The sequence below is a fragment of the Gimesia panareensis genome (assembly GCF_007748155.1).
Lineage (GTDB): Bacteria > Planctomycetota > Planctomycetia > Planctomycetales > Planctomycetaceae > Gimesia > Gimesia panareensis.
On sequence record NZ_CP037421.1, the window covers coordinates 435566 to 454207 of the forward strand.

At 55.8% G+C, this 18642-nt stretch carries 16 protein-coding genes; 4 read left to right on the top strand and 12 right to left on the bottom strand.

Features of this window, described 5'->3' with window-relative positions; translation table 11 throughout:
- The first annotated feature begins 70 nt into the window (after nucleotides 1-70).
- The 4 genes from Enr10x_RS01670 to Enr10x_RS01685 all read left to right on the top strand — a co-directional run bounded on the left by Enr10x_RS01670 (nucleotide 71) and on the right by Enr10x_RS01685 (nucleotide 5073).
- Nucleotides 71-1501: a tetratricopeptide repeat protein gene (locus Enr10x_RS01670; RefSeq protein WP_145447960.1), complete on the top strand. Its 1431-nt coding sequence runs from the start codon at nucleotides 71-73 to the stop codon at nucleotides 1499-1501.
- Nucleotides 1498-3279, top strand: coding sequence for a CRTAC1 family protein (locus tag Enr10x_RS01675; protein WP_145447961.1), 1782 nt, complete (start codon nucleotides 1498-1500; stop codon nucleotides 3277-3279). Before Enr10x_RS01670 ends, Enr10x_RS01675 begins: the two co-directional genes overlap by 4 nt.
- Before the next feature lie 345 nt (nucleotides 3280-3624).
- Nucleotides 3625-4626, top strand: coding sequence for a DUF1559 domain-containing protein (locus Enr10x_RS01680; protein WP_145103379.1), 1002 nt, complete (start codon nucleotides 3625-3627; stop codon nucleotides 4624-4626).
- A 135-nt stretch (nucleotides 4627-4761) separates the two neighbouring features.
- A complete protein-coding gene (locus tag Enr10x_RS01685; RefSeq protein WP_145103382.1) occupies nucleotides 4762-5073 on the top strand; it encodes a hypothetical protein in 312 nt (103 codons plus the stop codon).
- A 158-nt stretch (nucleotides 5074-5231) separates the two neighbouring features.
- Here the strand turns inward: Enr10x_RS01685 and Enr10x_RS01690 are convergent, their stop codons facing one another.
- From Enr10x_RS01690 to Enr10x_RS01740, 12 genes are all read right to left on the bottom strand, one after another.
- The gene (locus Enr10x_RS01690; RefSeq protein ID WP_145103385.1) at nucleotides 5232-6515 is read right to left on the bottom strand and encodes a Gfo/Idh/MocA family protein; all 1284 of its coding nucleotides are present in this window, start codon (nucleotides 6513-6515) and stop codon (nucleotides 5232-5234) included.
- 180 nt (nucleotides 6516-6695) lie between these two features.
- Nucleotides 6696-8579, bottom strand: a complete 1884-nt coding sequence (locus Enr10x_RS01695; RefSeq protein WP_145447962.1) for a hypothetical protein — start codon at nucleotides 8577-8579, stop codon at nucleotides 6696-6698.
- Between the two features lie 58 nt (nucleotides 8580-8637).
- Nucleotides 8638-9627 carry a phosphoglycerate dehydrogenase gene (locus Enr10x_RS01700; protein ID WP_145447963.1) on the bottom strand — a complete coding sequence of 330 codons (990 nt, stop codon included), beginning with the start codon at nucleotides 9625-9627 and terminating at the stop codon, nucleotides 8638-8640.
- Nucleotides 9628-9756: 129 nt separating this feature from the next.
- Nucleotides 9757-10944 (bottom strand): hypothetical protein, encoded by a 1188-nt coding sequence (locus Enr10x_RS01705; RefSeq protein WP_145447964.1) that lies wholly within the window; start codon nucleotides 10942-10944, stop codon nucleotides 9757-9759.
- 88 nt (nucleotides 10945-11032) lie between these two features.
- Nucleotides 11033-12238, bottom strand: a complete 1206-nt coding sequence (locus tag Enr10x_RS01710; protein WP_145103396.1) for a hypothetical protein — start codon at nucleotides 12236-12238, stop codon at nucleotides 11033-11035.
- A 65-nt stretch (nucleotides 12239-12303) separates the two neighbouring features.
- Nucleotides 12304-13176, bottom strand: a complete 873-nt coding sequence (locus tag Enr10x_RS01715; protein ID WP_145103398.1) for an SPOR domain-containing protein — start codon at nucleotides 13174-13176, stop codon at nucleotides 12304-12306.
- A gap of 169 nt (nucleotides 13177-13345) precedes the next feature.
- Nucleotides 13346-14062, bottom strand: coding sequence for a DUF4190 domain-containing protein (locus Enr10x_RS01720; protein WP_145103401.1), 717 nt, complete (start codon nucleotides 14060-14062; stop codon nucleotides 13346-13348).
- A gap of 446 nt (nucleotides 14063-14508) precedes the next feature.
- A complete protein-coding gene (locus tag Enr10x_RS01725) occupies nucleotides 14509-15111 on the bottom strand; it encodes a hydroxymethylphosphonate dioxygenase (protein ID WP_145103403.1) in 603 nt (200 codons plus the stop codon).
- Entirely contained in the window at nucleotides 15108-15890 is a 783-nt protein-coding gene (locus tag Enr10x_RS01730) for a methylphosphonate hydroxylase (protein ID WP_145103406.1), read from the bottom strand. Before Enr10x_RS01730 ends, Enr10x_RS01725 begins: the two co-directional genes overlap by 4 nt.
- Entirely contained in the window at nucleotides 15887-16033 is a 147-nt protein-coding gene (locus tag Enr10x_RS29815) for a hypothetical protein (RefSeq protein WP_197997448.1), read from the bottom strand. Before Enr10x_RS29815 ends, Enr10x_RS01730 begins: the two co-directional genes overlap by 4 nt.
- Before the next feature lie 248 nt (nucleotides 16034-16281).
- Nucleotides 16282-17643 carry an ABC transporter permease gene (locus Enr10x_RS01735; RefSeq protein ID WP_145103410.1) on the bottom strand — a complete coding sequence of 454 codons (1362 nt, stop codon included), beginning with the start codon at nucleotides 17641-17643 and terminating at the stop codon, nucleotides 16282-16284.
- Between the two features lie 66 nt (nucleotides 17644-17709).
- The gene (locus tag Enr10x_RS01740; RefSeq protein ID WP_145103413.1) at nucleotides 17710-18384 is read right to left on the bottom strand and encodes an ABC transporter ATP-binding protein; all 675 of its coding nucleotides are present in this window, start codon (nucleotides 18382-18384) and stop codon (nucleotides 17710-17712) included.
- Nucleotides 18385-18642 lie beyond the last annotated feature (258 nt).

Here is an 18642-nt window from a genome sequence, read left to right on the forward strand (position 1 = left end):
GAAGCAGAGGCGGCGCGGTGCCTCTATTTTTTGATGAAGCGATAGATGCGGTGCTCGATTGCGATCCCAGGTGACTGATTCGACAGACACAAACACGACGACATCTGCGCGGAAAAAACGTCTGCTGGTCGTGGGAGTGGTCCTGCTGGGAATCCTGGTCAGTGTGCCTTTCTGGGGGCAGGGGCTGTGGATAGATTTCTGTCAGCAGCGGGCGGAAAAGAATCTGCTGGCCCGGGAACCGGAGCAGGCGCTGGCATGGATCGCCTCTGCGGAACGCTTTGAGGCGGACAACCCGCGCACCACACTGCTCAAGGCGCGTGCGCTGCGCAAATCCCATGACGTGGAAGGAGCTTATACAGCGCTGAAACAGTATTTCGAGCTGGCAGGAGCAACGCCTGCATTTCAGCAGGAACAGTGGCTGCTCAAGGCGCAGGTAGGTGACAATTCCGATTTGCAGGCGCACTTAAGTAAAATCCTGATCGAGCCGGAAGGGAGCATACAGGATATCTGCGAAACCTATGTCAACAGCTGCATTTTGAACTATCAGTTCGATGATGCCCTGCAGATTCTGCAGCTCTGGGAAGCGGACTTTCCGACCGATCCGCTACCCAATTTCATGCGGGGTAAAATGTATGAGCACAATCTGGCCTGGAAGGAAGCGGGCACGGAATATGAGACCGCTTTGCGTAAAGATCCCGGATATGCTCCGGCGGCTTACAGCCTGGGCCGCATTCAGTTGACGCTGAAGAAAACCGAGGCCGCGCTCGAGTATTACCATCGGGCTGTAGACAACACCGATCAGCCGGGGCCCGCCCAGGTGGGAGTGGCCCGCTGCCTGCGACTGCTGGACCGGAACGCAGAAGCGAAAGCGCTGCTTGCGCAGGTGCTGAAAGAGGAACCGGAAACTCTGCAGAAAGCCTACCAGGCGCTGGGCGATCATAAGGCGACCGCGTTATCGGCACCGCAGCAGGAGATGGCGAAGCTGGAACTGGCGGATAAAAATTATGAGGCGGCCCTCAAATGGCTGGAGCCGGCTGCAGAGGCGAATCCGCTCGACCTGGGGATCAAGAACTCACTGGTACTGGTCTACAGTCGTCTGGGGCGGAAGGAAGAAGCCCGGGAGCTCGGGCAGGTCGTCAAGAAGACCAATGAAGTGCTGGCAGAAATTCCCAAGCTGCTGGATCGAGTACAGGAGAATCCGGGGGATGCAGAGCTGCGGTTTGAGATCGGTCGGAAGTATCTGGAGTATGTTTCGGAGGAACAGGGAGTGGTCTGGCTGAACAGCGTGCTCGCCTATCAGCCCAATCACTGGGGCGCCCATCGGGAACTGGCGGACTATTATGAGCGGAATCTTTCCCGCGGACCCAGTTTTGAACGCCTGGCCAAACTGCATCGTGAGCGGGCCCGGGAACTGGCACCGCGTCCGCAGAACTCATCAACTACAGCAACATCAGAGCAGGCTCAACCCACCGGGGAACCTGTCCAGTCGAGTCAGCCATGAACGTAAATCCGATTACAACCCTGTTACTGCTTAGACCGAAAACCCAGGCCGCTCTGCCCGAACAGCGGAGCATTTCAGCCCGGTTCTGGTGGAGTTCCCTGGTACTGCTGACGTTGTTCGCTGGTTGCAGGTCCGAGAGGGAATCGGTTCCGTCGAATCCGGAAAACGCAGCAAAAAGTGAGCAGGAAACGACGACGGCGGACGGTGTGCGTCCCGTGTTTAAGGATGTGTGGCCGGAACAGAAAATGGATTTTACTTACCGCAACGGTCGCGAAGCGGGTGAGCTGGCGATACTGGAAACCCTGGGTGGAGGGACTGCGATCTTTGATTATGATCGAGACGGTCAGCAGGACATTTTTTATCCTGGAGGCGGGACGTTTGAAAAGAAAAGCACCAAGGGGTATCCCTCCCTTTTGCTGCGGCACACGGGCGATTTTCAGTTTGAGGATCAGACGAAGCTGGCGGGAATGGAGCTGGCGGCGTTCTACAGCAATGGGTGTGCGGTCGGTGACTATGACAACGACGGCTTTTCCGATCTGCTGGTGACCGGATATGGCGGTTCGATCCTCTGGAAGAATATGGGGGACGGTACTTTTGAAGAGGTCTCTGTTGAGGCAGGTCTGCGCAACTGTTTCTGGGGATCGAGTGCCGGCTGGGGAGATCTCAACGGGGATGGGCTGCTGGACCTGTATCTGACGCAGTATACGGACTGGTCTTTTCAGAATCATCCAGAATGCGAACTGACGGTGGGCACGCCGGATGTCTGCTCCCCGCACTCCTTCAAGGGAGTGAGAGACATGGTCTTTTACAGCAAAGGGGATGGCACGTTCTACGATGCCACGCAGGAGGCAGGCCTGGTTCCTGAAGGAAAGGGACTGGGAGTACTGCTGGCGGACCTGGATAACGATGCCGATCTGGATGTCTATGTGTGTAATGATACCGTCGAAAATTTCCTGTACCTGAATGACGGGAAAGGGAAGCTGGAAGAGGTGGGTATCATCAATGGCGCTGCGGTCGATGATGGTGCCACTCCCAACGGGAGTATGGGCGTGGACATCATGGATTATAACCAGGACGGTCTGCCTGACCTGTGGGTGGCGAATTACGAGAAGGAAGCGTTTGCCCTGTATCGGAATGACGGTGATGCCCAGTTTCTACATGTGAGTAACGATACCGGCGTGACTTCGATCGGGACGCTGTTTGTCGGCTTCGGGACGGCGTGTGCGGACTTTGACCTGGACGGGGATGAGGACGTGATGGTGGCCAACGGACATGTGGCCTATTATTCGACCCATTCGCCGTTTCGACAGAAGCCCCTCTACCTGGAAAACCAGAAGGGACGTTTCCTGCAGCTGGATTACCCGGTTGACTCGTATCTGGGACAACCTCATACCGGCAGGGGGCTGGCGGTTTCGGACCTGAATCAGGATGGGAACCTGGATGTCGTGATCTCCAATTTTTATGATCCGCCTGCAATTCTCAGAAATGAGACAGAGACCGATGGTGACTGGGTTGGTGTCCGTTTGATTGGTACGAAAAGCAATCGGGATGCGGTGGGAGCACGTCTGGTACTGCATACTTCCGCCGGGGACCAGACGAGGCAAGTCAAAGGGGGAGGCAGTTATCTTTCCGCCAATGACCTGCTGGTGCACTGGGGGTTGCCAAAAGACGTAAGTATTGAATCATTAGATATTTACTGGCCTTCAGGTATTCGTCAGACGCTCTCCGCTTTGGATCGGAGTGCGGTCAACCTGATTCTGGAACCGGTACAGAATTAGTCGCCATGGGTCTGTATGTTCAGTTGTGTTGGTATTCTGTTCTGATCCCGCTTGCAGGGCACTGACGAGTTGGCTGAGGCAAATGTGTACGCAAGTCCCTAATCTTAAATACGTTAAGTAAGCCAAAATTTGTCTGAATTACAACGGTTTGACCGATACTTTATTATGGAAAGATTGTTTTATCTTTAAGAAAACATAAAATAGACGGTACAGGTTGGCCTTACGGCCTGCCCGTTTCTCTTTAGCTGGCACACCAGACAGCTGTGTTTCGTCTGGATAGCTCATGATGCCAGTCATCGTTATTTAAAGTGCTCATTTTAACTATTATTCTGCAGGAGAGTGTTGATGAGAGTCCTCCAACGGAGACGCGCCTTCACGCTGATTGAGTTGCTCGTCGTGATCGCGATTATCGCTATTTTGATTGCCCTGCTGCTGCCAGCAGTACAGCAGGCGCGTGAAGCAGCCCGTCGTTCGCAGTGTAAGAACAACCTGAAACAGTTCGGGCTGGCTCTGCACAATTACCATGAAGCCCATGGTTGTTTTGGTCAATTGACCCTGTCTGCCTATCTGCATGGCAGTTCTCCCGGGATCAAGCCCTGGGCCGGCTTCAGCCAGCAGGCGATGCTGCTGCCTTTCCTGGATCAGGCCAATATCTACAACCAGTTCAACTTCCAGTATTCCTGTGAAGAAGCACCGAACACCAATAACCGTAATGCAGGTATCGGAGTCTTCCGTTGTCCCTCTGATCCCCGTTATACCAACTACGGTGAAGGTCACCTGAACTATTACGTGTCAGCCGGCCCCTGCATGGGTTGGGCTGTGAGTGTTGGGTCACAGGCTGGTTTTGCACGTTATTCTCTGGTGACTCGCATTTCCGACATTCTGGATGGAACTTCAAACGTGGTTGCCATGGGTGAGCGGATTGTGGGAACCAACAACAGCGGCCAGTTTAACATCAATGGCGACGTCAAACGTAACGTGGCCTTCAGTGGTGGAAACAGTACGACATTCCCATCACAGTCAGCCCTGCAGACGCATGGTACTGCCTGTAATTCTGCGACTGCCTTCTATTACCATCGTGGTTCACGCTGGATGCGGGGAGATGAATGCTGGTTTAATACCTGGAACACTCCGAACTCACCAAATCCAGACTGCAGCACCGGGAACGGTGGTCATGCCGGAGGCGATGCTGCCTCAACTCAGGCTGCTCGCAGTCGTCATACCGGTGGCGCTCATGTGCTGATGGCAGATGGCTCGGTCCACTTCGTGTCGAATAACATCGACACGCTGAAGTGGCAGCAGCTCGGTGGTATCGCCGATGGTGCTGCTGTGAGCATTAACGAGTAGTCCGCCTTCTGAAATCGCATCGCGATAACGATTCCACAGCCCGGCAATCTTCGTTGCCGGGCTGTTTTCTTTTAGTATAATCAGACATTATCTGTCATCAGTCACATTACATGATTTATAGAAAGGTTGATCACCATGTCCAAGTTGGGCCCATTCTGTCTCGCACTGAGTTTAATTTTTACAGGCTGTGGTGAGGGTGGAGGAGGAACTGGTGAAACATCTCCTGCCAACGAGGAAGCCCCTCCGACCCAGGACCTGTCCGCTGTAAAGACCACCCTGAACGGTATTGCCGAATCGGGAGTGATCGACAGCAGCTTTTTTGGTATTCCGGAAAGCCTGGAACAGGCTGGCAAGCCGGAACTGGCTGAGGAGGCCAAGAAGCTGGGTTCGATGACGAATCCGAGCCAGGTTAAATCTGCTGCGAAGAAGCTGGCAGACAAGCTGTAAGGGGCTTGTAACGACACCAGGAAGAGACTCAATAAAAAACCTTCGACGGAATTCGTCGGAGGTTTTTTTGTGTCTGTTTGGCAGAGACGCGCGCCAAAAAAAGAGGGGAGCCGACTGGATGCCGGCTCCCCTCTTTTTGTTTTAACTTCAGTCTATGATTAGACTTTGGGTTCCCAGCCGGGCTCGTATTCGCGTCCCCAGAAGGTCATTGCATCTTTATCATCCATGATATGACCGTTGGAAGTGTCGCACTGCAGGGTACGGCCGGTCCGTTGGGCGATATTACCCAGGTGGCAGAGCAGGGTGCTCTTGTTGCCGATGGCGATTTCAGCGTTCAGGTTCAGCGGCTCGTTGTTGCGGATGGCATCCACAAAGTTCTGAGCATGTTCGCTCATGCCCTGGTTGCCGTCGACCTTTTTGACTTCCTTATCTTTGGCATCAAGAACCGTGTAACCGCCGGAGGTTCCGAGGATCAGGTTGCCTTTGCTGCCGAAGAAGATCACGAAATCATTCTTGTGACGGTTGCAGCTGGTTCCCTGCCAGGTGATCTGCTTGCCGCCATCAAATTCATAAGCGACGACGTGCGTGTCGGGGGTCTGCTGATCGTCATCATAGAAGTACCGACCGCCGCTGGAAACAACGCGGGTGGGATACTCGGCATCCAGACCCCAGCGACAGAGGTCGAGCGAATGGACGCCGTTGTTCCCCAGTTCGCCGTTACCATATTTCCAGAACCAGTGCCAGTTGTAGTGGATCAGGTTGTCCACGTATTTCTGACGGGGAGCCGGTCCCTGCCAGAGGTCGTAGTTGAGGTAGTTGGGAACAGCGGCCGGCTTGCCGTGTCCGATGGAACCGCGGGCACTCCAGTAGTAAGCGCGGGCCAGATGGACATCGCCGATGATGCCTTCTTTAAGCTGCTGGATGCCTTCCTGGATGGAGGCACTGCTGCGGCGCTGGCTTCCCATCTGGACGGCCCGTTTGTTTTTGCGAGCTGCTTCCACCATCATTTCCCCTTCTTTGGGATTGTGGCAGCAGGGCTTTTCCACATAAACGTGCTTGCCGGCCGAACAGCCGAGGATGGTCGCGGGAGCATGCCAGTGGTTGGGAGCCGCGACGATCAGGGCGTCCACGTCTTTATCATCGAGGATTTTGCGGAAATCGCCGATAGCCTGCGGCGCCTTTTTGGTCGCTTTTTCAACGGTGGTGGCAGCTTTGGCGGCACGAGTGTCGTCCGTGTCACAGACGTACTTGATTTCGACCCCGTCCAGGGCACCGAAGGTTTTGGCCAGTGACAGACCGCGCTGCATGCCCATGATGCCGATCGTGACTTTCTCACTGGGGGCTTTGTTCGCGGCAGACAGAATCGCCGGGGCGGTGATGCTGGCAGCGGTTGCGGCCGCTGTCTGACCTAGAAATGTACGACGATTGACGGAATCGGACATAATCTCTTTCTCCGTAGATAGGCTGGTAAAGTGATGGCAGGATATTAATTAAGACAAACCGTATTCTAGTGCCTTTTTGAGCCAAATAACACAGTAAAAACTGGTAACCGGGCTATTTCTTAAAAAAGCTAACAATCTCTTGCGCTGTTACGGGTTAGCGGCTGATCAGAGGAAAACGCATCAGGCTTTGCGGATGTAATGGGCGGCGAAGCTGCGGACTTCCTGTCCGTTGAGGACGTGGAACATGCGGAGCTGCTGGATGGTTTCCTGGCTGAAGCGTCCCAGGGGGACGTGGATCAGTTTTTTCTGGTAGCGTTTGGCGAGCCGCTTCCAGCCAATGCCCGGCGGGGCTTCGCTGAGCAGGGCGATATGCGATTCCTCGCTGTAATGGCAGCCGGCGACCAGCAGTCGTTCCTCGAGGGTGTCGACAAAGTCGAACTGGACTTCATTCCAGATGTCGTAGACCGGACGCGGCGGAAACAGGAACATGGCGCCGCCATAGGTGGACAGTCCGATTCCCGGGCCGACCATTTCCTGGCGATAGTCCGTCGCGAAGAACGCCAGCGTTGATTCGTCCTGATGCTCAGCGTGCCAGGTGAGGCGGTAAGGATAATCGCGGGGATCCGCGGGGGAATCGAAGAGCATTATCACGCAATCGAGTCGGCCGCGGCTGGGGGGCAGCACTTTGACGTGAATCTCGCCGGTGTGCCAGTTGCGGAGGGTTTCGCGGAGATCGAGACCGTCTTTCATACTGGTCGTGAATTTTTCGGTGCGGGCCAGATCGACGCCGAGCAGATTCAGCGCGTGATCCCTGACGCTGGTGCGGAACTTTTCGATAGCGACATCTTCCGGGGGCCAGCTGCACTGTTTAAAGGGGTTCCATTTCATCTCCCATTCGTTCTGCTGCGGTTTGGGAGGCCGGGGGACCAGCTGGCAGCTGCGCCAGGAAATTGGATTGCCGGGCAGGCGATTGCTGAGTTCGACCGTGGTGCCGTTGGGGAGTTGTGCCTGCTCGATTCCAAAGCGGATCGTTTCGAAGGGGAGTAGATGCACGAACGGGTAGTCGCGAGCGGTCTCAGCGATCTGGATAGCATACTGATCGCCGGCAACCTGCTGAGCGGCTTTGACCAGCGTATACAGATCGGGTGTCATGCGGCGTTCGATGAGCGACAGGTTCCGGACGTAGCGAAAATAGACCGAGAGCAGCTTGGGGGTAATCTTGCGCCCCCGGGATTTGAGTTCGAGTTGATAGCGATCGCGGGCCGTGAGCGCGAGCTCCTTGATCCCGTCGACCGAGAGGTTTTCATCGTCTTCCAGTTCGGAGCGGGCGGCTTCATAGAGGCCCGTGATGAAGGGGAGTTCCCCCAGCATGAACAACAGTGTTTCGGGGTCGGCGGTGTAGATTGAGGTCTCGTTGACTTCTTCATCTTCGACTTCCAGGGGGAGCTGATCGAAGTAGGCGTCGTGGATCCAGGGCCAGTCAGAGAGCGAGCAGACCAGCAGGATCGATTTGTATTTTTTCTCCAGTTCCCGCAGCCGGTGGGCCATCATGATGCAGCGATCCAGGGGCTGTCCTTCCGGCAGTTTGTTGAGGGCAGGCAGGACGGCTGCGGAAAACTTTTCGAGGGGCACTTTTTTCAGGGCATACGGATCGGGCAGGACGGCGGACATGCTTTCGAAACGCTGCGTTTCCAGGTCGATAAAATGCCGGTCGATGCGTTCCATCATCGCGATGCGGAGTGCGGCGATGACTCCCTGGCAGGGATCGATGGGGACGTAGCTGTACATTCTCTGTGCGTCTTCGTCGTCGTCATCCTGTTCCCACGGAGCGGCTCCGGAGATGGAAGGTTCTTCCTGCAGGACGGCCGTGATGCTGGGCAGAAAGGTAATCGCCCGTTCGACGTCGGACTGGAACGAAGCGGGCAGAGGGACGGCGAGGCAGTCAAAGTCGTTGTTGAGCATCACGCGGCGGACTTCGATCGCGAAGTCGCCGCTGCCGTGAATCAGGGGAAGCACGGAGATGCGGGGGCTGATTTTCAAAAAACTGGAATGAGGGGCTGTCATAATGCAATCGTCCAGTTTCTCGCGGTACCGGAGTCAGTTCGCTGGTACCAGTTTGGAATCAGCGAGCCCACTTCCAGTCGGTGGTGTTTTTCAGGTTGACCACACACTCTTCAGGCCACTCGCCCTGATACAGTTTCACAATGTTGTGGGCTGCCATCGCGTAGGCATCGCGGTGCGATTCGCGGTCCAGTCCGCCGATGTGGCAGCTCAACAGTACATTGTCCAGCTTGATCAGGGGACTTTCAACAGGCAATGGTTCTTTTTTGAAGACATCCAGCCCGGCTGCCCGCAGATGGCCCGATTCCAGGGCTGCGATCAGGGCGTCTTCGTCGACGAGTCCCCCGCGGGCGGTATTGATCAGGACCGAGCCCTCTTTCATTTTGGCCAGGGTGTCTTTGTTGATCAGGTCGACGGTCTCGGGAGTGACGGGGAGGTGCAGGGTGACGTAGTCGGACTGGGCCAGCAGTTCATCGAGGCTGACCAGTTTGATCCCGTGCTGATCGACAAACTCCTGGTTGGCGAACGGGTCGTAAGCGAGGACATGCATGCCCATGCCGATGGCGCGGGTAGCGACTGCCTGGCCGATGCGACCCAGGCCGACGATTCCGATCGTGCTGCCCCAGACGCGGGGCGTCAGGGCACGTTCCCACTGACCGCGGCGGACGGCCTGATCCTGGGAGCGCGTCAGGCGGGCGACGCCCATCAAGAGGGCAAACGCCTGCTCGGCGACCGAATGGTGATTCACTCCGGGGGTGATGGTAACGGCGATGTCCAGTTCGTCGGCTGCTGCCAGATCGACGGCGTCGAAGCCGACGCCGTAACGGGAGACGACTCTCAGGTCGGGCAGTTCCTGGAGGACTTCGCGGGAATAGATTTCTGCACCCGCCAGGACGGCGTCATAGCCCTGCACCTGTTCCACCACACGGTGGGGTTCCTTGCGGAGATCCACTTCGGCAGGGACGATGTCCACCTCAAATCCACCCGCCTGGAGGATTTCAAAGTGCGGACCGAATTCACACATTTTGGCTGTACAGATAACGCGAGGCATGTCTCAGTTTCTTCTTTCAATACAGGTGTCAGGAATCAGTAACTGGTACTGTTACTCTAGCGAATCCCCGAGTTGGCTGACAGTCAGCCGGAAGGAAAAAACGGAATGCCCGCGAAGACGACACAACCGTTAATAGAACTGCTGGGTGCGTTTGACGAGTTGCGGATCCCGTTTGCGGATCTGCTCCAGATATTTACGGGCCCGGGCTGCGGTAACGGCATCAGGACCGCCGTTTGACGGGTCAGAGTAGCGGGACGCGACCAGGAGGTAGCGGATGATGGCCTTGCGGATCGCTTTGTACTCATAGTCTTTTGCATCATAGAGGGAGACCAGACGATTCATGACGGACCAGTCCTGCCAGCGGGCCAGATCGGCAATGACCAGATCCGCCAGTTCGGGACGATCGAGGAGCATCCGCATCGACTGCCTGAGTCGTTCGGGGGGAATTCGAAATCGTCCCCGGCCATACGTCCACATGAACGAGACGGCTTCCCGGGCGGCGAAGAGTTCGTTGGGTGTTGTGTTTTTCTGCTCGAACTTGGTCAGCTCCAGATGCTCGAGTCCTTCGCTGCCGGTGAGCATCAGGTAGCCTGACATCAGGCCGCCGATGCCTGAGCGGAGTCCCTGTGCCTGGACGCTGATCTTCTCTTCCATGAAGTCGATGTCGTCTTCATTTCCGCAGAGCCCGAGCATGAGACCGTAGAGGCCCAGGCGAGGAGCCGGCGTGGATTTGCTGTTGAGCCAGTGATGGAGTTTTTCGCGGGGAAGTTCTGGAGTCAACGGGACGATGTCTTCAAAGGGGGCATTGGCGAATTCCGAGAAGGCATCGTTGGCGATGATCGTATCTTTGTGTTCGAGGAATTGTAGAAAGTATCGCAGACGCTCTGTGGTCGGGTGTTGTACCGAGGGGGCACGCATGACGTAAGAGTAGCTGGCGGGGGTGATGACGGTCGGGTTTTCCCAGAGGGGATTGGGACCGTGGGTGCCGGTGAGCAGGAAGGGGGCACCGGGTTTGCCGGAGTGATAGCGGTTGACTGTGATCAGAGAGCCCTGCCGGTACTGGGTTCCCTGTGACTGTTTGACGACCTGCAGGACTTTATAAACCGTGTGACCGGGCTTCTCGAGGGTGCCGGTCTCCGCTTCCTGCCAGCGGACGAGACAGGCGGTGTGGGCGTGCGACAGTTTTTCGGTGAGCGGGACGGAGGCCCCGGGACAGAACGGACAGGCTGCGAGCTTCGTCGTCAGCAGAGTCACAAGCAGGCAGCAGAACAGTCCACGCCATCCATGGCAGGGTCGGATTCGATTCCGGTCGGTCATACCAGTTCCTTCTGGTAAAAATATTTTCAATTAACGGTCGTGTCCCGCAGGTGAGCGCCGCTGCAGGGAGGTCATACTCTGGTACAGGCTATTTCAGGAAGAAGAAGCGTTCGGCACTTTTGACGGTTTTCGGATCTTCTTCGCGGAGTTTGGTGAGAAGTTGTTTGGCCTTTTCGGTGGTCGCCGGATCGGGGCCGCCTCCCTTTTTGTTTTTCCCTTTGGAGGCGACAAGCAGGTAACGTACGATGGCCCGTTTGATGGAGGGGATGTTGTAGTCTTCTGTGCCGTACATGTCCATCAGACGATCCATGACGCTCCAGTCATCCCAGCGGGCGAGGTCTGCTACGACGAGGTCAGTCAGTTCGGGGCGATCGAGGAGCAGCCGCATCGATTTCCGCAGGCGTTCCTTGCTGATGCGACCGTCGCCATAGGTCCACATGAACCGCAGGGCCTGCATGGCGGCGTAGGTTTCGCTGAAGGCGACATCCTTGGGGACGAACTTGGTTTCGTCAATTTTGTCGAGCCCGTCCGAACCGGTGAGCAGCAGGTAGCCTGAGATGACGCCGTCGATACCCAGGCGGAATTCCTTGGTGGGCTCATTGATTTTCTTTTCCATGAAGGCCACATCTTCTCCCTGGCCGCAGAGTCCCAGCAGCAGACCATATAGGCCGATGCGGGTGACCGGGGTGTCCGGATCGACGAGCCACTTGCGGATTTTTTCGCGGGGCATGTCTTTGGAGAGGGTGGCGATGTCTTCATAGGGGGCATTCGCGAATTCGGCATACGCGTCGTTGGAGATCATCTGGTCCGGGAATTCCAGGAACTTCAGAAAGTAGTGCAGCCGTTTGGATGTCTTTTCTTCGGGTGCGGGAGCCTGGGAAACGTAGTGGTAGCTGGTTTCGGTGACTTCGATCGGGTCGCCCCAGTCGACTTCGGCGCCTTTGGTGCCCAGCAGCAGGAACAGGTTACCTTTCTTGCCGGGGCGGTGGCGGTGGATGGTGATTTTATCGCCGACTTTGAGTTTGTCCTTGTCTGACTGGCGGACGATCTCTTTGACTTCGAAGACGGTTTTGCCCGCTTTTTCCAGGTTCCCCTTTTCGGCTTCGATCCACTGGACGAGCACTGCGACGTCCGACTGCGAGAGCTGCTCGGTCAGGGTCAGTGAAGGTGCGGAACAGAAGGGACAGGCCTGGGCGACCGGTGCCTGTGCTAAGAGGACGAGTCCGCAGAGCAATCCCAGGACGATACGATTATTCCGGATTCGATTTTGGAAGCAGTTTGTCAGACGATTCATGAGCCAGACCTCGTGGCGGTAGTAAACAGTTTAAAAATGAACTCGTGTGTTTCAGTACTCTTTTATTATTGATCGATGACGATGGCGTCGTCAATCAAGTAGATCCGTTCCAGTTCTCCGTCGATGGTTTCCGCTTTGATGTGGAAGACGCCGACCACGTCAAACGGCCGGTTGAGAATGTAGTCCGTGGTGACGCCATCCTTGAGGACCACGGGGAACAGGTCGTAGATTTTTGGATTCTTGCCGAAGCAGCAGATCTGGTTGTCCCGGGCGAGCAGGAAATATTCGTTGCCTGACTGCTGGAAAGGGGGATACATGAACCCGCGAATGCGGATCCGCTTGCCGTCCAGATCCTTCAGCCACTGGGGCATCAGTTGGGGGGCCTCGGGGGTCACCGGTTCCATATTCATAACCTTGAGCAGGTCGATGTCGTCGTAGCTGACCTGCAGGGCATTGCCGGGGGAAATGTGGCGGAAGGATTTATTCTTGATCAGGATTTTGACTTCCCGCGGTTCCTGTGTCGCGGCCTGTTGTTCTTCTTTCGTCAATGCGCGGCGGCTCGGATCGGGCCTCTGGGCGACCAGGGGGAGAGAGTCGTCGGTGGCTGGCTGTGAGGACGACTTGAGTTCTGCTGGTGCTGCATCCGGTTTGGGGCTGGTTTCTGTCGGCAGCGGCTTTGCCGGTTTGACTGCGGAGGTCTGGGTGATGGTTTCAGGAGCGGGTTCAGACTGCTGCTGCTCGACCGAGGCGACCTGGTCTGGTGCGTTGTCGGTTGTTTCTTCCTCAGCGGGTGATTTGGCATCGACCTGTTCGCTGTACTGACGGTATTCGGTCTGTTCCGAGGAATTACAGCCGGTTCCCCAGAGAGCCAGGCTGCAGAGTGTGAGGGTCAGCAGACTGACAATAGTATGGTGGGTGGGATTCTGGTGGGCCTGCACGTGATCAAACTCCTGATGATCGGGTGGTTCACCAACTTCTTGATAAAGTTGATAATGGCTCAGACTGCTGATCAACCTGAGCCATTTAAGATTGTTACGATTTCATGAACGCGTCTGTTCGATTCTCCAGTGTGGTGAGGCGGGTGTCTCCGGGTTGTGGTCGTCTGGTCTAGCGGTAGGAGGTGCGAGCCTGCTCGAAATGCGTGCCCTTCAACTGATAGACAGGGTGTAAGTCACCAACCTGCTTGGGGGCTTCCGCCTTGAATTCACCCGCGACTGAAACCAGTCCGGAATAAAAGTCGGCGCGTTTGTTGCCCTGCATTTCGACGAGGATCATATCTTTCACATCGGGCTGGCCGCCGAAGCAGCACTGCTGATTATCCTTCACGAGGACAAAGGTCTGCAGATCTTTGTCCTGACGTGTGGGGTACATGTAACCTTTGAGGAAAACTTTCTGTTTATCAATTTTCATCACGTCCGGATTGACGCTGGTCACGCCATCTTTCTGGACAAAGTCTTTGGCTGAGATATCGCTGGCAAAGTTGATGCGGCGATAGCCTTCGGGGACTTCGTGGGCATAGACAAAGGTCTGATAAAAGACGCCGGTGATCAGGAAAAAGGTGGAGAGGATCACGCCGGAACGCGCGACCATCTTGCCTCCCAGTTCGCCGCCCGAGCGTCGGATGCTCAGCAGGCTGATCAGCGAGACCACGATCCCGGCCACGGCGATCCCGAGTCCGATGACTCCGAACAGCGCGATGAAGGAGAACAGCCCCAGTACCAGACCTACGACAGCGGTGGGAGGTACGGGTTTGTAGGAGAACTCATCCTGACCATCAAACGAATTGTGCAGAGAATGATTGGATCCATCAAGAACTTGCGACATCTTGCAAGGCCTTTCCAAAATCAGCAGAAACAAACAAGGAATACCAGTTATTATCGCAGCTTTTCCACTCTGAACATGACGCTACTGTTCGGAATGAGCTGTAAACACTCAATTCTATCATATCAGGGAGGGGGGATGAGAGCATCCCTGAAATCATCCAGAACCTGTCAGAAATTCCTGAAGTTCCGGGTAAAGCGATCCTGTTTCCGTGTTTAGCAACACCGTACTTCAGGAAGAAAACCCCCCGCATCCATCCACCAACAGTATATACGGGACCGAGGGGATTTTTGTTGATTTTTTCTAATCTTAATGATGTCACTCTCAATTAAGATGCGAGTGCTTTGCAACACAATAATATGAAACAACTTACGTTTATGCATGTCGAGACGAAGCAGCTCCCCGGTGTGTAATTGCGTATATTGTCCGGGGCGTCAGTCTCCCGTCCATCAATGTTCGAGGCAGCTGAGTATCTCGACCCGGTAGTCCTCCAGGCCGGGCACATTGAGTCCTTTGACTTTGGCGCCGTCGTCCCAGCGACGTAAAAGGACAGCCGTATGATGGAACGGGTTGTTTTCAAAGCGTTCCACTTCTTTGTCGCTCATGAGGCCACCCTGCAGGGCGAAGCTGCGCTGGGAGGCCAGTGAAAGGCCGTTGAAATAATCGGGCTCGACGGTGCAGAGATAGCGTTTGGCGGGGACGTGCAGAAAGATGGGTTCGGTGACCGCTCTGCCGAAGAACGGTTCCAGCTGCCGGGAGCCGACCGTTTCGTGTTCCCAGTCTTCGGAAAGGAAATCATGCTGGGCGTCGTGCTCGTTCATCAGGAAATGGCCGATGTCATGGAGCAGGGCGGCGGTGATCTGTTCCATCGTGGCCTGGCTGTTGCGGGCGAGTTGTGCGGTCTGCAGGGCGTGTTCCAGTTGAGTGACTGCTTCATCGTAGTAGCTCTGCCCGTGCTCCTGCATCAGATCGAAGAGGGCATCGACTCTCTGGTCGGGAGTTTTTTCGAGTGACAGTACATCGTGTAACGAGATTTCCGTATTTTCTTTCATGATCGCTCCGCAGGCCTTCCGTTAAAATGGCCGATCTTACTGATCTTCAGTTTCTCGGCGCTGGTTTGTCCGATTTCGGCGAATGAACGACGTTTATCTGCATAGTATTCTTCACGCCGGTCACCTTCTGCGAGTGCGTTGTAGGTCAGGTAGAGAGTGCGGCGCGGTTGATCTGTTTTGTTGGGCGGGCTTTTGTGCGGGGCATACGAACTGAAAAACAGGGCGTCTCCCGGTTGCATGGGGACCGGTTCCCAGTCGAGCGTGAGCGCGAACTCCGGTTCGATGCAGCCGTGTTCATCCAGGTGCAGGAGTCCCTGCTGATGCAGTCCGGGGGCGAAGAACAGGCAGCCGTTTTCCGGTGTGGCGGCATCGATGGCGATCGAGCAGGTGATGTGATTGTGAATGAATTCGTAGGCGGGGGCATCCTGGTGTGGGGCATACCCGCCGCCGCCCGGGTACTTGTAGTTGATCTTTTCTTTGTAGAGAACCGCTGGTTCACCGATCAGGGTGCCGGCGTATTCCGGGATCTTGCCTGTGGTGAGCAGGGTACGGATACCTTCATGAAAGTCCAGCAGATACTCGGTGCGGGCCAGTCTGACGCCGGCGGGCGTCTGTTCAAAGTGGTGCATCCACTGCTCATCGCTGTCCGGCCATTCGCTGATTTCCTCGACCCACTCCTGCAGACTCTCAGTTTCGGCGGGTGTGAGAAAGCCGGGGAGTTTCAGATAGCCGGTTCGATTCCATTGGTCCCGTTGTGCCTGGGTCATATTGAATTTCATGAAACGATGCCTGTGTCAGGATTCAGTCGATTATGGGTTTCGAGGTTGAGTTGCTGTGGCTGCCCGGTCTGGGGGACCGCCTGTCGCAGGTAGAAGTAGCGAATCACAAACAGCGTACCTGCGATGGAGAGGGGCGTAGCCACTGATTTGTGCAAAGAACAGAATGACTTTACAAACCAGTCCCCGGCAGATGAGGTCTTCTGGCCGGGCGGGGCAGTCAGACTGGAATGCGTCAGATTCAGGATCCTACATCAGAAACGTGAAGGGCTGATGACGGACATGTGAATAGCGGATGAAGCGTGGCCGAGGACGGCCTGCCACGCCTGTCTGAAGGTGTTCGAGAACAGCAAGTCTAATCGATGGTCGTAAGTCGCTCGATTGACTGCTGATATCAGGTATCGCTGAGCGTGCTGGCGACGTCGGTGCGGTAGGCGGTCATCGCGGGGATGAAGCCGACCAGCGACGCGAGGACGACCAGGACGGGGAGCAGGATCAGTTCGACCGAGCTGAAGGCAAACGGGTTGATCAACAGTCCGCTGCGGGCTTCGATAATCGGAGCGGCGGCGAAGACGAGTCCGTGACCGAGGAGGATGCCCAGGATGCCTCCGCCCAGGCAGAGCAGTACTGATTCACTGAGAATGATGGTGAAGACCGTCGTACGTCCCGCCCCCAGGGCACGCATGATGGCGATCTCGCGTTTGCGGTCGGACATCGAGTTGTAAATACTGACGAAGATACTCACACCGGAGACGATGATGATCAGGCCGGTCAGGATGATGAGCATCGTGCGTACGTTCCCGACGATGTTGGTCATCAGCCAGCTGATCTGCTGAATCGGATTGACGGCCTGGGCCTTATTGCCTTCCTTCAGTTCGGACTGGAACTTGATCGTCGAGAAACCGCGCAGGCGATCCCCTTTCATCTGCACGAGGATCGCGGTGACTTCTTTCTGTGCATCGGGGACTTCGTGACCGTGGTCGTGTCCATGATCATGGCCGCTGTGATCGTGATGATCGTGGCCTTCGTGCTCTTTGAGGATCTGCTTAAGCTTTGCTTCGTCGATTTTTTCACCGAAGAAAGCAGCTTCACGGCGGAGGGCTTCTTCCAGCGGTTTTTCGTGACCGGAGACCTGATAAAAACCCCGCAGGTTCACGAAGACGGTGCGATCGTTGGGAGTGCCCGTTGGTGCGAGGATGCCGACGATTTTGAATTTTTCATCGTGGACGTGGCCGCTCTCTGCGGAACCGTGGATCAGTTGAAATTCGTCGCCCATCTTCCAGTTGTTCTGCCGGGCGACGGCTGAGCCGATGACGGCGTCCCAGGTCCCGGGGAGGAATTTCCCATCCTTGTTGATGCGAAAGTGCCGACCGGGAATGTATTCCAGGGCGAAGTAGCGGGGAATGGTTCCCACAATCGGAAAGCCGCCTTCCTCGGTGACGTCGCCGATGGCGAAGGGGATGGCTTCTTCGATGCGGGGATCTTTTTTCAGTTCTTCGTAATACCGGTAGGGGAGATTCTCAATCGGGGCACCGACACGGAAGACCGTATTCAACACGAGCTGCAGCGCACTCCCTTTGGGGCCGACGATCAGGTCGTAGCCGCTGGCGGTCTGGTTGAACATTTTGTCGATCACCCCGTTGATGACCAGAACAGAGATCATCAGTGTCACGCCCAGTGCCACGCTGAGTGCCGTCAGGGCAGAGGCGAGGCGACGTTGTTTGATACTTTTCCAGGCGATAGTCAGTGTATTCATAATGAGAATTTACTTTGTTGTCGGTTCGCGAAGAAGAAAATAAGAAACGGAAACTATCAAGGCGGATTAAACCTGAGCGTGTACTTTATTGAAATCGGTCAAAGTTTCGACCCGTTCAAACTGGCTGGCGACTTCGCGTGAGTGCGTGACCATCAGCATGGAGATCTGGTGCTGGGTGCAGGCGTCGCGGAGGAGTTTGAGAATGGTTTCCTGGTTAGCGACATCGACGTTTGCCGTCGGTTCGTCGGCCAGCAGCAGACGGGGCTGATTGGCCAGTGCGCGGGCCACGGCGACGCGCTGCTGTTCTCCGACGGACATCTGTTTGGGACGGTGATTGAGTCGATGTTCCAGGCCGACGAGTGCCAGCAGCTCTTTCGCCCGTTCGCGGCTCGCTTTTTTCCGTGAGAAGCTCATGCCCAGCAGCACGTTCTCCAGGGCCGAGAAGGCGGGGAGCAGATTGAAGGTCTGGAAGACGAAGCCGATGCGTTCAGCACGAAAGCGGTCGCGGACGACTTCGGGCATGGAGACGATTTCGGTACCCGCGATCGTGACTTTGCCGCTGTCGGCAGCGGTGATGCCGGATATGACATTGAGCAGGGTTGATTTTCCCGAGCCACTCTCGCCGATGAGGACGACCTGCTCCTTTTCCTTGAGTTCAAACCGTTCAATATCCAGAATGGGGAGCGTCGAGCCATCCGGTTCGCGGTAACTCTTTTTGACATTTTCCAATAACAGGGACATGCTGACCTCGTCTGGTGGGGCTCTGGCAACGCCAGAGCCCGGGGCTCCGACGCGGTGCCGTTTCAACTGTTTTTGCAAATGTTATGCAATTAGCGGGATGTTGCCTAGGGTTGTTCTATCAATTCTTGCTGATTCCTGTGGAACGCGGGTCTCAGGGAAGCGTATCTTAAACAATTATTAATATATGACTTACGTCGCGGCAGAGGCAACCCGGTTTTCCCAGAATCGCCGTAGGCTTAATCGAGACGATTTGCTATA

Coding starts and splice junctions, on each gene's coding strand:
- Enr10x_RS01675 (WP_145447961.1), top strand. CDS start 1,498: ATGAACGTAAATCCGATTACAACCCTGTTACTGCTTAGACCGAAAACC.
- Enr10x_RS01680 (WP_145103379.1), top strand. CDS start 3,625: ATGAGAGTCCTCCAACGGAGACGCGCCTTCACGCTGATTGAGTTGCTC.
- Enr10x_RS01685 (WP_145103382.1), top strand. CDS start 4,762: ATGTCCAAGTTGGGCCCATTCTGTCTCGCACTGAGTTTAATTTTTACA.
- Enr10x_RS01690 (WP_145103385.1), bottom strand. CDS start 6,515: ATGTCCGATTCCGTCAATCGTCGTACATTTCTAGGTCAGACAGCGGCC.
- Enr10x_RS01695 (WP_145447962.1), bottom strand. CDS start 8,579: ATGACAGCCCCTCATTCCAGTTTTTTGAAAATCAGCCCCCGCATCTCC.
- Enr10x_RS01700 (WP_145447963.1), bottom strand. CDS start 9,627: ATGCCTCGCGTTATCTGTACAGCCAAAATGTGTGAATTCGGTCCGCAC.
- Enr10x_RS01705 (WP_145447964.1), bottom strand. CDS start 10,944: ATGACCGACCGGAATCGAATCCGACCCTGCCATGGATGGCGTGGACTG.
- Enr10x_RS01710 (WP_145103396.1), bottom strand. CDS start 12,238: ATGAATCGTCTGACAAACTGCTTCCAAAATCGAATCCGGAATAATCGT.
- Enr10x_RS01720 (WP_145103401.1), bottom strand. CDS start 14,062: ATGTCGCAAGTTCTTGATGGATCCAATCATTCTCTGCACAATTCGTTT.
- Enr10x_RS01725 (WP_145103403.1), bottom strand. CDS start 15,111: ATGAAAGAAAATACGGAAATCTCGTTACACGATGTACTGTCACTCGAA.
- Enr10x_RS01730 (WP_145103406.1), bottom strand. CDS start 15,890: ATGAAATTCAATATGACCCAGGCACAACGGGACCAATGGAATCGAACC.
- Enr10x_RS01735 (WP_145103410.1), bottom strand. CDS start 17,643: ATGAATACACTGACTATCGCCTGGAAAAGTATCAAACAACGTCGCCTC.
- Enr10x_RS01740 (WP_145103413.1), bottom strand. CDS start 18,384: ATGTCCCTGTTATTGGAAAATGTCAAAAAGAGTTACCGCGAACCGGAT.